Genomic DNA, 13431 nt, shown 5'->3' with positions numbered 1-13431 from the left:
CATCAGCGGAGCGCAGTCCGCCGCGCTCATCGATGAGCTGCCGGTGCTGGGCGCGATGGCGCCCTACACCAGCGCGGGCATCGAGGTGCGCGACGCGCGCGAGCTGCGCGTGAAGGAATCTGACCGCATCGCCGTGCTGGCCGCGAATCTGCGTGCCATGGGCGCGGAGGTCGAGGAGTTCGAGGATGGCTTCCGCGTTCCCGGCGGCCAACGTCTGCACGGCGCGGTGGTCGACCCTGCCGGCGACCATCGCATCGCCATGGCATGTGCCGTGGCTGCGCTGGGCGCCGAGGGTGAGACCACCATCCAGGGAGCGGAGTGCGTGGCTATATCTTTTCCGGAGTTCTTTGAGCTGCTGGAGCGGGTCGCGGTCCGCTAGCGCTAGCGGCCGGATATCTCATCGCCGTATATCCGATCGCCGTATAGTGTGTGCGGGCTACAGCAATCCGCTGCGCACGGCGTGGATGTAGTCGGTGTAGGCGGGCTCGTTGCCGGAATCGCGCAGCAGCGTGGCGATCTGTCCGCGATGATAAGCGCCATGCAGTGCGACGTGCGTCAGGATCTCGCTCACGGTGCTCGTCCACGGCTCGCCCTTGCTGTTCTTATAGGTGGCGGGCTGGTTCAGGACCGCTTCACCGAGCGACGCCAGCAGTTCGCGCCAAGCAGCCAGCAGGACTTGCGATTCGGCTATGCACTCCGCTGGCGAAAGCTCAGGCCAGATCGCCATCTTTGCCTTCGTGCCGCGGATACGCGCCAGCCACAGCCACTGCGTCCCGATGATGTGGGCCAGCACCTTGTGGGCCTTCTCCGGCGCAGACGCTGCGCGCTCGACGGACGCCGCCGCCTCGCGGTTCGCCCAATCGTCATAGGTAAAGAGTTGCTGGAAGTGAGCAATCATCTCTTTTTGCTCTGGCTTAGTCTACGGATTACCGCCGCTGGTTCCAGGGCGCAAGAACTTTAATGCGCGGAGCGTCAGATTACGTTACTTTCTTACGCTATGCCTGACCCATCACCGCAACCGCCGCCGGAAGACCGCGAACTATCCATAGCGCTATACACGCAGATGTTCGCCCTCGCGGGGGCGATGGTGGGCGTTTGCCTTACCGTGATCGGCGTCCTGCGCCTGTTGACCGAAGTAAAAGGATACCGCACGCTGGGCGACGACCTGGTCGCCGTAGACGGCATCCTCTTTCTGTTTGCCTGCGTCTTCTCGTTCCTCACGCTCAAAGCCAGCGCGCCCAAGCAGCGCAAGGTCTTAAAACGCATCACCGACGTGTGTTTCCTCGTCGCCATCGCGCTGATGATGATGATCTGCGTAATCATCACGTGGGCGTTCACCCACATCCAGGGCGGCGGCACCTAGGGCTGGCGCGCGTTGTGCTGCGCGAGCTCGGCCACGCTCGGCATGTCAGGCCGCAGGCGCTGGTTCACGTAAATGGTCTTGCCGCCAAACTGTTCCAGCAGGAAGGTGCCATCCGGAGGCAAGGCAGCGAGCGCTTTCTCTTTCAGCTCCGGCGGGACGAAAAGGAAGATGCGCACCGGCGCGCGCCACATCGCGGCCAGCGCCGCGTCGTCGAGGAAGATCTTCGGCGAGTCTGGGAACAACTTCGCCATGGACTCGAGCGTGTGATAGGTCTCGCCCCAGACGTAGGCGCGCCGCCGTCCGGTGTAGAACACCAGGCTCGAGGCAGAATCGAATTCGCCGCGCACGACGAGCTGGTCTTCCGGACGCAGGTAAGGCATCACGGCGCGGGCCAGGTGACGTGACGACAGGTGCGGCCCGAACTCCGCGAAAGCGAAGTTCGCAGCAAAAGCGAAGCCCACCATGGCCAGCGCCATGGCGAGGGTGGCGGCAAGGTGGCGTCCGCGGCGCCGCAGCCACCATGCCAGGCCGAAGCCAAGCAGGAAGGAGAGCGCGGCGCCGATGGCCGGGGCACGCAACACCGCAAAGGCCTGCGGGCGCAGGTCGAGCAAGTGTGCCATCGAGACGCGGTAGAAGTCGGTCTCGCGCGTCTGTAGCAGCTCCGAGATGTCGGTCGCGGAACTCACGTCGTACGACGCCCACACCGCATATCCCAGCGCCCCTGCGATCAGCACTCCGAGCAGCGCCAGCGCCGCCTGCGAGCGCAATAACCATTTCGAAGACGATGGTGAGCCTTGTGCTTCCGCGTCTGCCAGGGCAAGCCCGAGCAGCGCGGTCGCGGCCGGCCACGCTGCAAAGCCGTAGTACTCCATGCGCGAGCCGCCAGTGAGCGAGAAGAAGAACAGGATGAAGCCTGCCCAGACGAAGAGCAGCAAGCGTGCCTGGCCCGCGGCATCAAGTGCGCGCCACTTGCGCCAGTTCGGGAGTTCCCGCGCTACGAGCGGAAGAAAGACGCTCCACGGGAACCACCACGCCAGGTGCGCCAGCAGCCACGCCCACAGCGGCACCGCGTCATAATCCGGCGGCCAGCGCGAGCCCACGGCACGTTTGAAGTGCTCGTTGATGAAGTACCACCAGGCAAAGCCGGGCGCGCGCCACTCCGCCAGCAGATGCCAGGGCGCGGCGATGAGCAGGAAGATACCGGCGCTCGAGAAGATGCGCAGCTCGCGCCAGCGCCGCCATCCGCCGGTGGCGATGAGAAAGATGAACACGATGGCCACGGGGAAGATGACGGCGACGAGCGCGCGCGCCAGCACGGCGAGTCCCATGGCCGCGGCGGCGCCCCAGTAGCCGACGCGCGGGTCGAGACTGCCCGTCCATGCGCGCAGGAAGAGGTAGAAGATCACCACGAAGAAGAGCGAGTAGATGGCTTCCGGGATCATGATGCGGGTGAACATCCAGAAGCCGAGTGCGGTGGCGGTGGCGAGGCCGCCATAGAAGCCGGGGCGCTCCCCGAAGAAGCGGAGGCCGAAGAGGTAGACCATCAGCACGAGCCCGACCATGGCAAGCGCATCGGGCAAGCGGGTGGCAAACTCGTTCTCGCCCAGCACGCGGTAGAGGGCCGCGACCGCCCAATAATGTAGCGGCGCTTTCTGCAGGTAGCGGACGCCGTCGAGCTTCAACACAACGTAATCGCCGCTCGCGTTCATCTCGCGGGAGACGAGGGCGTGCGAGGCGTCGGCATCATCGAGCAGCGCAGGCCAGAACGAAGTACCCACGTAGATGCCCACCGCGAGGGCGAGCAGAATGAGTACTTGCGCACGCCGCGAGAAGGAAAGACCGCTGGTCCCGTTCGGCAGCATCCGTTAGCGCGTCAGCGCGACGACCCGCGCCGGCCGGCGGCGGCGCCCGCCAGCGTCACCATCGCACCCAGCAGCGCCGCTGCGCCCAGCCACAGTGCGGGCGGCATGCCACGCTGCGCCGGCATGTTGCCGCCGCCACTGGTCGTTGGAGGTTGAGGTTCGTTGAGCATCACGGCGAGCTTCTGCGGCTTGTCGTTGAGGATGTACTCGACCACCAGCACCTGGCCATCGTCATCCGCGACCGTGCCTTCGATCGTCTGCCACTGGTAAGGGTTGATGGTCGCGACTTCGCCGAACTTCGCGGACGCGCCATTCGATTCCACCGTGAGCTTCACGGTGTCCATGCCCGTCGGGGTGCGATTCCCCAGCGTGACCAGCACTTTGTGCTTGCCGCCCTTAGCCGGCAGCACGTTCGGCTGCACCACCATGGGAGGCACTTCCTGCGCCGCCGCCACCGCTGCCGCAAGCATCAACAAACAGATAGGGCCCACGCGTGCCAACCGCTGCATCGTGCTCGTGTCCATAACCTGATCTCTCCTGCTGGAGCAGCCCGTGCCGGCTCCGCGAATCATGATAAATGCCTTCTGGGCTTAGTGCGTTCCAGACTTAGTGCGTTCCAAGCTTAATGGGTTCCGATCATGGGCGCCGTCCCGGGCGGACGCGCGGCGTTGATGCCGCCCATCTCCAGCGGCTTCTCCTGCCCCTTGGCTTCCCAGTGCTCGGTCACGATCATGCGCCGGATCCGCGCAGCCCGCTCGGCGGCGTAGGGATGCGAGCGAAAGTATCCGGAGAGCGTGCCGAGCGCGACGCGCGCGGCTTCGTCTGCGGGGGTGGCGGCGGGATGGGTGCGCCTTTGCTGCGTTTGCTCCATGCGTTCGAAGGCTTCGAACAGGCGGACAGCGCCGAGCGGTGAATATCCGGCGAGCACGGCGAGGCGGGTACCTTCGCGGTCCGCCTCGAACTCCTGATCTTTGGAATAGCCGGCTTGAAAGACTGCCAGCGGCAACTGCGCGATGGCGGCGAGGTCGCCGGCGCCGATGCGCCGCAGCCGGGCTTCCAGCTGGTAACGTTCCGCGCAGTGGTAGTGGTCGATGTGCTCGATCTCGTGGCCGAGCACACTGGCGAGCTCGTCCTCGGTGTCCATCAGGTTCACCAGGCCGGAGCCGATGAAGACGTTTCCGCCGGGCAGCGCAAAGGCGTTCACGAAACCGTCATCCTGGATGTAGTGGATCTTGTAGGGCAGCTTGCGATGCGCGCGCGCGGCCACTTCCATGCCGACGCGTTCCACGTACGCGGCCATCGGGGTATTCGTCTGCTCGCTGGAACCCAGCTCGGCGGCGTGGTCGCGCACGATCTCGTTGCCGATGGCGATCTCTTCCGCGTCGGTCATGCGCGTGGACTCGGCCGGTAGCCGGCTGAGCTCGTGCTCGGTGTCGGCGATGAAGTGCACGATAGCGGCTGGCCCCACGTCCGCCTCCACCTGGCGGCGTTGCGCCACCACGATCGCGGCCACCGCCGCCAGCGCCACCACCACCAGCATGATGCGATGTTTCACAGGTACTCCTTGAGCGCGTCCTTGTAGCGGGTGTAGAGCAGCGAGATGGCGATGGTCACGATGCCCAGCACCATGAAGGTCACGAACTTCTGCCCGCCGGTGAAACTCCAGATATCGAAGATCACGATCTTGCCGATGGCCGCGAGCAGCAGTGCCAAGCCGGTGAGCCGGAAGCTGCGCTCGCGCACCAGCAGCGCAAACACAAACACAGCGACGGCTTCGATACCCCACGCCACCGTCACCAGGGCGTGCGCTGTCTCGAGGTAGAGCAGCACGGTGAGCAATCCGATGGCGGCAAAGAATACGGGTTGCTCCGGACGCCGCATCAGCGCCCCGGCCCAGCGCCGGATCCCGCTCGCCGGCGGCGCTGCCTGGGCCGACTCCTGCAGACGGAATGCAGGATAGAGTGCGGCGAACAGCAGCGCGACCGTCGTCGCCACCGGCAGCCAGCGCTGCTCCCAGCTCAGCGACGCGAAGTAGCTGCGCTGCGCGAAGTTGTGCATCGATGCGCGAAACACGATGGGCACAAGCAGCAGCAAGCCCTGTGCGGTGAAGGTGCGGCGTCCTGTGGTCCAGGCCACGGCGAGCAGCACGCCCACGACCGCGGCCCACACCGCCACCACCCAATCGAGGGGCAGCTCGAAGCGGATGAGCGCGACCACAGAGATGGTTCCCATCCAGGCAAAGAGCGCGGAAGCGCGGCGGCTGGTCTCCTTGGGTTCCAGCTCGGCCGCGCTCTCGAGACGGGAGTAGCAATAGAAGAGCAGCAGCGCGATGGGCACGGTCGTATACACACGCGCGCTGATCTCGCCCGGCAGCCCCTCAGCATTGAGGTTTACAAAGAAGATGCGCAGGAAGGCGGCGACCATGGCGACGTAGGCCTGCGCGCGCCACTGTTTGTTCGACGCCGGGCGCGCCAGGCCAAGCTCCAGCAGCGCCAGCGCGAACAGCGCCCAACCCACGGCCACGCTCACCGGCAGCAGCTCGTACCACATCAGCCAGCCCACCAGGAACGAAGCTGCCCAGGCATGCACCATGCTCAGTCCGCGTGTCCATGGCCAGTCGGCGATCTCGCTCCACAGCGTTTGGGTGTAGAGCGCGGCGATCACGATGGCCGTGCTCGCGAGCCGCACCGTGATGCCGAAACGCAGTGGCTCGCCGTGCGTGGTGGTCACGACCAGCGTCCAGATGAACGCCAGGACCGACAGCACGTTCGCTTGCAGCACGAAGTCTTTGAGTTTCTGGCGCTGTCCGAGGAAGGCGAGAGCGAGCGCGAACAGCGCCCACACGGGAGCGATCCACGCTTCCGTCAGCTCGTCGGCGGCCAGCACGGTGATGAGCAGCGCCGCCGACCAGGTATAGATGGGTCGCAACTGGAAGGCGCTGACGCCGGCGTCACTCGGCGTCCGCAGTCGCGGCGTCATCGCAAAGCGCGCGGTGCCATAGAGCAGCAGCGCGACGATGGAGACGGTGACCAGCCGCAGGCTTACGCCGTGCCAGATGCTCTCGTCTGGCAGGTTCATGATCAGAGTGCCGATGGTCGCGGCGATGGCGACCACGTTCGCCTGATACGACAGTTCTTTCTGCGCCAGGGTGTAGCCGGCGAAGGCGAGCCAGAAGGCCAGCGCGGCCCATCCCACCGCGTTCCAGGCTTCGGGGAGGGCAAGCCAGATCGCGGTCATCGCCAGGAGTACGCCCAGCCACGAGATCAGGCGCGCGCCAAAGCGCTCCCACCGCGTCTCGAAGATCTTCGGCCAGCGCCACGGCACCAGGTGCGAATTCGCGCCGAACAGCACCGCCGCCAGGATGAAGACGGTCGCGTTGTGCCAGGACTTGGGCGCGTCCAGCGGATGTGAGACGTAGAGCTGCACCGCGACCACGATCTCGGCGAGACGTCCAAAGCGGCGGAAGAGTAGCTCGTCGGTGAACACGCCCGTGAGGTAGAACATCTCTGCCACCAGCAGCCAGATCACCGAGAGCTCGCCGCCGGAGAACTTGAAAGGGAAAGCGGCGGTGAGCAGCGACGCGCCCATCGTTGCCAGCACCACGAAGCCGGCGCGGCGCTCGCGCCCGCGCATCACCAAGCCGAGCATGAGCTCGAGCGCGCCCAGCACCAGCAGCGCGTAGAACGCGTACTTCGGTGTGATCGACTGATACTTCAAAACGAACAGCAGCAGGGCAGTGTTGAGGATGGCGGCGACCGTCGAAACCCGCTCTTCCATCTCGTGCTCGTTGCTATGCAGATCGATGGTGCGCAGCACATACGACGCGCGATACGCCGCCCAGTAGAGGACGAGGATGGCCGCGCTGGGAAAGAATTCCGGGAACATGTACTTGTTCCCGTTCATCGGTTCGATGATGGAATGCAGCCACCACCAATGATTCAGGTAGGAGGCAAGGATGCCGAAGACTTCCAGTTCGAACCAGCGGCGGCGGACGACGATGGCCGCCAGCGCCAGCGCCAATATCGCGCTCGCGCCCAGCGAGTAAACGTTCACGTGGCTGATGGTCACAGTGGAGAACGCCAGCAGGAACGCGACTCCGGTGACGACCTGCGAGTTGTAGCGCAGCGTGTGCCCCACCATCGCCGCGGCCACCAGGAGCAGCAGTCCGAGATCCAGCGCCTGCGAGGTGATGATCTGCGTGGCGGGCAGGTGATACATCGCGTAGGTGGTGAAGAACAGCACCGCCCATCCGCCACCGATGCCGGCGCGCGCGAACAGCTTGTAACGAGCGTCTTTCTTTTCCAGCCATACGCCGCTCGCGAGCAGCACCAGTCCGGAGAGCAGTCCGATGGCGACCTTGCCCGCGGGGCCGAGCCTTTCCCAGAAGACGGACAATCCGAAGGCGATGCCGAAGACGAGCAGAGCAATGCCGATGAAGACGAGCCAGTTCCCGGCGATGAGCTCTTCGATGCCGGAACGCTTGCGCGGCGCGGGCGCAGCCGGAGGCGTTGTCGTCGCCGGCGTTGTTCTAGGAGAGTATGGCGACTCAGCCGGCTTGGGCCAGGGCTGCTGCTGCGGCTCGGGCCTGGCGGCGGGTACAACGACGACCGGCGTGATTGCCGGCGGCGGCGGCGGCACGACAGCCGGTCCGGTTCGTGCTTCAGCGGGCGCAGGAGCAGCAGGCGCAACGCCGCCACGTTGCACGGCTTCCTTGAAGCGCTGTTCGAGGACGTATATCCGCTGGGTCAGCGTGGCCAGCCGCGCTTCGCTCTCGCGCCGTTCGCGCTTGCGGCGCACGCCCATCACGATCACGAACACCCATGGACCCAGGATGATCAAGCCGGCAACGAAAAGTATTGCGGCAACGTCGTCCAAGCTGGCTCCCTCTGCCTGTGGTACGAATCTTGTCTGCGGAAGGGCAGATTCTAGCGTCTGAGCAAGAACGCTGGGCCAAGTTTCTTTTGCAGGAGATCAGAGAGAAATGGAGAGCAACAGAACTGGTAGTGGACTCAGCAGGTTAGCGGGAAGAATGCAGGTAACGCTTCACTCCATCACTCCATCACTCTGTGGTTTCCGCCGTCATCAGCTTCTGCGGCCCGGCTTTGCTCTTGCCTGACCCGCGCTTGAAAGACGGGAGCGTCCACACCACCAGCCGGTAGAGCAGCAACACGGCGAGGATGGCGGCGTACATCGCGGGCTTGCGGATATCCGATTTCACGAGCCACCAGTAGTGGATGACTCCCGCGATGGCGCTGAAGTAGATGAGCCGGTGCAGCCACTGCCAGTTTTTGCCGCCGAGACGGCGGATCCATCCCGCGGTCGAGGTGAGAGCCAGCGGGATCATCAGCACAAACGCGGTGAAGCCGACGGCGATGAAGCGGCGTTTGGCGACGTCCGGCAATATCTCGCCCCAGGCGAACGCCTTGTCGAACCAGAGATAAGTGGTGAGGTGCAGCGTCCCATAGAAAAATGCGAACAGTCCCACCATGCGGCGGTACTGGATGAGCATCGGCTGCTGCAACAGCTTGCGCAAGGGAGTGATGGCGAGGGTGAGCAGCAGGAAGCGCATCGTCCAGTCGCCGGTGGCGTGAGTGATGAACTCGAGCGGGTTGACTCCGAGGTCGGGCTCCACGCCACGCGATTGGTTCCAGGCGCGCAACGCGAGCTCGAGCGCGGGCTCCAGGCAGACGAGGAACAGCAAGACCTTCGACCAGCGCCAACGCAGCTTCAGCGCCATCAGAAGTTCTTTCGCAGGTCCAGGCCGTTGTAGAGCGAGGCGACCTGGTCGCCGTAGCCGTTGAACATGAGCGTATCGCGGCGGCGGAACTCGCCGATGCGGCGCTCGGTCCTCTGGCTCCACCGCGGATGGTCCACGTTCGGATTCACATTGGAGTAGAAGCCATACTCGTTGGGCGCGGAGATGTTCCACGTGGTCGCCGGCTGGTTCTCGACGAAGCGGAACTTGACGATGGATTTGCCGCTCTTGAAGCCGTACTTCCACGGCAAGATCATGCGGACGGGCGCGCCGTTCTGGTTGGGCAGCGCTTCGCCGTAGAGTCCGAAGCAGAGCAGCGCGAGCGGATGCATGGCTTCATCCATGCGCAGGCCTTCGACGTAGGGCCAATCGAGCACGCTGGTCTTCTGTCCCGGCATCTGCCCGGGATCTTCCAAGGTGACGAACTGCACGTATTTCGCCTTCGACGTAGGCTCGACCTGCTTGATGAATTCGGAGAACGAGTAGCCCACCCAGGGCATCACCATCGACCATCCTTCGACGCAGCGATGGCGATAGATGCGCTCTTCGAGCGGCGCGAGCTTCATCAGCTGCTCGATGTCGTAGGTCTTCGGCTTCTTGACCTCGCCTTCCACCGTGACCGTCCAGGGACGCGTTTTCAGCTTCCACGCGAACTCCGCCGGGTCGCCCTTGTCGGTGCCGTACTCGTAGAAGTTGTTGTAGGTGGTGATCTCTTTGAAGGAGTTCGGTTTTTCGCTGGTCGAGAACGCGCTCTTGGTGAAGCTCAGCTTCGCGCCTGAGGCCTCGGCCCGCTGGGGCGAGGCCAGTTGCGCGGCCTTGTTGCAGGCCACGGCGACAGCTCCGAGCGCGACCGCGCCCGTCAGCATGAACTTGCGACGGCTCAGGTAGATGGACTTCGGCGTGATCTCTGAGGACGGGATCTCGGCAGGCTTCTTGATCAGCATGGGCGCCTCGCAGGTCCTCCGCACGAAAGACCGCTACACAGGACGTACGGAGCCAGATGGTTGTTTAGATTCTGCGCCCGCAGAAAAGTTACGTCTATTGGTTTATTCGTAGAGCGCTGATTCGTTCACGTCTATTCGTAACGCAGGGCGTCGATCGGGTCGAGCCGCGCAGCTTTACGCGCGGGATAGAAGCCGAAGAATATCCCGACCGCCGCCGAGAAGATGGCCGCGACCACGATGGAGACGGGAGAGATCAGCACCGGCCACTTCAGCAGGCCGGAGATAAGGAAGCCGGAGGCCAGGCCGAAGAGTATCCCGATGCCACCGCCGATGAGGCTGAGCACCACCGCCTCGATGAGGAACTGGCGCTGCACGTCGGACTCGGTCGCGCCGATGGCCATGCGGATACCGATCTCGCGCGTGCGTTCCGTCACCGAGACCAGCATGATGTTCATGATGCCGATGCCGCCGACGAGCAGTGAGACGCTGGCGATGGCGGCGAGCAGCAGGGTGAAGACCTGGCTGGCCTGGTCCTGGAGGTCGGCAACGTCGGCGAGATTGCGGACGAAGAAGTCGTCATCCTGCCCGGGCCGGATGCGGTGGCGGTCGCGCAGCAAGGATTCGATCTGCTGTTGCGCGGCGTAACTGGCGGAGCGCGAGGCCGCCGAGACCATGATCCAGCGCAGCCAGGTGTCGCCCGTCATCTTTTTCTGGAGCGTGGTGATGGGGATGATGATGGTGTCGTCCTGGTCCTGGCCCATCGCCGCCGATTGCCCTTTGGGCGTGAGCACGCCCACGACCTTGAAGGGCAGACTCTTGATGCGGATGGTCTGTCCGATGGGATCGGTGGCGCCGAACAGATTCTTACGCACCGTCTCGCCGATGAGCGCCACGTTGGCGGCGGTCTCCACATCCGCCTGCTCGAAGTTCACGCCCGATTGCAGCGGCCAGTTGCGGATCTCGAGATACTGCGGCTCGGTGCCGTTGACGTTGGTGGACCAGTTATCGTTGCCGAAGACCACCTGTGCGGTCGTCTGGCTGCCCGGCGCGGCCATCACCACCGCCGGACATTCCTTCACGATGGCGACCATGTCGTCGTAGACCAGCGTCTTGGTGGCGCCCCAGCCCATGCGCATGCCGCCGCGGTTCACCGTGCCGGAAGAGACGAACAGGATGTTCGAGCCCATGGCGGCGATCTGCGCCTGCACTTGCTGCTGCGCGCCCTGGCCGATGCCCACCATCGCGATCACCGCGCCCACGCCGATGATGATGCCCAGCATGGTCAGGCCGGAGCGCATCTTGTTGCGCGCCAGCGCTCGCATCGCGATCCGGATTATGGCCATGGTATCCATGATGCTCAGTCCTCGATCGTCGGCATGGTGCGCAGCACTTCGGCGGCGCGTGGCCGGTCGGGCACGTGGTCGTCTTTCTTGATCTTGCCGTCGCGGAAGATGATGTTGCGTTTGGCGAACTGCGCGATGTCGGTCTCGTGCGTCACCAGCACGATGGTGATGCTGCGCTCTTCGTTCAACTTCTGGAAGATGTCCATGATCTCGACTGCGGTGCGGCTGTCGAGGTTGCCGGTGGGCTCGTCTGCCAGCAGGATGGCCGGGCGGTTCACCAGCGCGCGCGCGATGGCCACGCGCTGCTGCTGCCCGCCGGAGAGTTGCGAAGGGAAGTGATCTTCGCGCTCCGCCAGTCCCACCATGGCGAGCGCTTCCCGCGCCCGCTTCTCGCGCTCTTCTTTGGGCAGCTGCGCGTAGAGCGTGGGCAGTTCGGTGTTCTCGAGCGCGGTGGTGCGCGAGAGCAAGTTGAATCCCTGGAAGACGAAGCCGATCTTCTTGTTGCGGATCCTGGCCAGCTCGCCCTTGGTCAACCCGGAAACGTCCACGCCCTCGAGCAGATATTGTCCGGAGCTGGGCTTATCGAGGCAGCCCAGGATGTTCATGAAGGTGGACTTGCCGCTGCCGCTCGCGCCCATGATGGCGACGAACTCGCCCCGCTTGATCTCCGCGGAGACGCCGCGCAGCGCGTGTACCTGCTGCTCGCCCATCTGGTAGATCTTGTGGACGTCGATGATCTGGATCACCGCCTCGCCGCCGATGGCGACGCCGGCTTCCATCCCGGGTTCGATGAGTGTGGCCATGTGGATCAGTGATGTCTTTCTACGGACTACCCCTGCCGCAGACTACCTGCGTTGCCCGCCGCCGCCGGGAGCTCCCGGCGCGCGCGGCGTTCCGCTCTGGCCGCTACTCGTCTTGGCCGAGCCGGTGATGACCTCATCGCCTTCCTTCAACTCGCCGTGCAAGGTCTGCGAAAGCTCGGTCACGGTGTGATCGGTGATGCCGGTGCGGAACTGCACCGGCACAATGGATTTATCCGGCATCAGCTTCCACACGATGGCAACATCCATGCGGCGCTCGCGCGTCTGCGGCATGGTGGCACCCGCGGCCTGGGCGCCACCCGAAGCCCCGCCCGTATCGCCACCGCCTGGCGCTGGCGGACGCTGATACCGCCCGCCGCCACCTTGGCCGGCGCCGGCGCCGCCTGCGGCGGAATCGCCCGATGCGGTCGTCGCGGCATCTTGCGCCCGGTCTGCCTTTACCTGCTGCTGCGGCGTCCGCCCGGCGTCGATGCCGTACTTCATATAGAGCGCGCGCACTTCTTCCGGCTTCATGTCCGGCTTGTAACGCAGCGCGCCGTTGGGGATCTTCAGCACATCGTCTGCCTGCGCTACTGGGATGGTCACGTACGCGGTCATGCCGGGAAAGAGTTTGTTGTCCGGATTATCGAAGTTGACGATGGTGTCGTAGGTGACCACGTTCTGCACGGTGGTGGGATTCATGCGGACCTGTAGCACCTGGCCATAAAAAGTGTTGTTCGGGAACGCGTCCACCTTGAAGCTCACGCGCTGACCGGGGCGGATCTGGCCGACGTCGCTTTCGTCGGTCTTGGCATAGACCTGCATCTTGGTGAGGTCTTCGGCGATGGTGAAGAGCGTGGGCGCCTGCAACGAAGCGGCGACGGTCTGTCCCACGTCCACCGAGCGCGCGACCACGACTCCATCGATGGGCGCGGTGATCACGGTGTGGCTCAGATTTGTCTGCGCCACTTGTAGCGCCGCCCCCTTCTGCGAGACCTGCCCTTGCGCCTGCGCGATGGCCGACTGGTCAGAGCTCACCTGCGCCGCCGCCGACTGCGTTGCCGCACGCGATACGTCGAGCTGCTGCTGGCTCATCACGCCTTCCTTGGCCAGGGCCTGGGTGCGGGCGAAGTCCGCCGCCGCCTGCGCCGCGTTGGCTCTCGATTTCTCCAGGTTCGCTCGGGCCGCGGCCAGGTTCGCGCGCGCGCTCTCCAAGTCGGCGCGGGCTTGCAGCACTTGTCCCTGGAAGATGGAGGGATCGATCTCGGCGATCACCTGGCCCTTCTTCACGTGCGAGTTGAAGTCGGCGTTCAGCTTGTAGATGGTGCCCGAGACCTGCGAGCCCACCTGCACCGTGGTAACGG

General features: G+C 64.6%; 12 protein-coding genes. 2 read left to right on the top strand and 10 right to left on the bottom strand.

Going from position 1 to position 13431, the window contains the following annotated elements:
* A partial coding sequence (locus M3P27_08910; protein MDP9268427.1) for a 3-phosphoshikimate 1-carboxyvinyltransferase occupies positions 1-379 on the top strand: 379 nt, incomplete at its 5' end.
* A gap of 57 nt (positions 380-436) precedes the next feature.
* Here M3P27_08910 and M3P27_08905 read toward each other — a convergent pair.
* Positions 437-898, bottom strand: a complete 462-nt coding sequence (locus tag M3P27_08905) for a DinB family protein (protein MDP9268426.1) — start codon at positions 896-898, stop codon at positions 437-439.
* A 99-nt stretch (positions 899-997) separates the two neighbouring features.
* On the opposite strand from M3P27_08905, the gene M3P27_08900 reads away from it, so the two are divergent.
* Positions 998-1363 (top strand): hypothetical protein, encoded by a 366-nt coding sequence (locus M3P27_08900; GenBank protein MDP9268425.1) that lies wholly within the window; start codon positions 998-1000, stop codon positions 1361-1363.
* Here M3P27_08900 and M3P27_08895 read toward each other — a convergent pair.
* The 9 genes from M3P27_08895 to M3P27_08855 form a co-directional block, all read right to left on the bottom strand.
* Positions 1360-3225 (bottom strand): glycosyltransferase family 39 protein, encoded by a 1866-nt coding sequence (locus M3P27_08895; GenBank protein MDP9268424.1) that lies wholly within the window; start codon positions 3223-3225, stop codon positions 1360-1362. The genes M3P27_08900 and M3P27_08895 overlap by 4 nt on opposite strands.
* An 11-nt stretch (positions 3226-3236) precedes the next feature.
* A complete protein-coding gene (locus tag M3P27_08890; protein MDP9268423.1) occupies positions 3237-3749 on the bottom strand; it encodes a hypothetical protein in 513 nt (170 codons plus the stop codon).
* Positions 3750-3847: 98 nt separating this feature from the next.
* Complete coding sequence (locus M3P27_08885; protein MDP9268422.1) at positions 3848-4780, bottom strand: M48 family metalloprotease; 933 nt, start codon at positions 4778-4780, stop codon at positions 3848-3850.
* Positions 4777-8100 carry a DUF2339 domain-containing protein gene (locus tag M3P27_08880; protein MDP9268421.1) on the bottom strand — a complete coding sequence of 1108 codons (3324 nt, stop codon included), beginning with the start codon at positions 8098-8100 and terminating at the stop codon, positions 4777-4779. The genes M3P27_08885 and M3P27_08880 overlap by 4 nt, the downstream gene beginning before the upstream one ends.
* 184 nt (positions 8101-8284) lie before the next feature.
* Entirely contained in the window at positions 8285-8962 is a 678-nt protein-coding gene (locus tag M3P27_08875; GenBank protein ID MDP9268420.1) for a sulfoxide reductase heme-binding subunit YedZ, read from the bottom strand.
* On the bottom strand, positions 8962-9924 hold the full coding sequence (gene msrP, locus M3P27_08870) for a protein-methionine-sulfoxide reductase catalytic subunit MsrP (protein MDP9268419.1): 963 nt from the start codon (positions 9922-9924) through the stop codon (positions 8962-8964). Before msrP ends, M3P27_08875 begins: the two co-directional genes overlap by 1 nt.
* A gap of 131 nt (positions 9925-10055) precedes the next feature.
* Positions 10056-11276: an ABC transporter permease gene (locus tag M3P27_08865; protein ID MDP9268418.1), complete on the bottom strand. Its 1221-nt coding sequence runs from the start codon at positions 11274-11276 to the stop codon at positions 10056-10058.
* A 5-nt stretch (positions 11277-11281) separates the two neighbouring features.
* Positions 11282-12013: an ABC transporter ATP-binding protein gene (locus M3P27_08860; GenBank protein ID MDP9268417.1), complete on the bottom strand. Its 732-nt coding sequence runs from the start codon at positions 12011-12013 to the stop codon at positions 11282-11284.
* A 99-nt stretch (positions 12014-12112) separates the two neighbouring features.
* On the bottom strand, positions 12113-13431 hold a 1319-nt coding region (locus M3P27_08855; protein MDP9268416.1), incomplete at its 5' end, for an efflux RND transporter periplasmic adaptor subunit.

It is taken from the genome of Acidobacteriota bacterium, from assembly GCA_030774055.1.
Taxonomy (GTDB): Bacteria; Acidobacteriota; Terriglobia; order Terriglobales; family Acidobacteriaceae; genus JACPNR01.
Note: the sequence above shows the minus strand (reverse complement) of the source record. Positions and strands in the feature narration are given on the sequence as shown.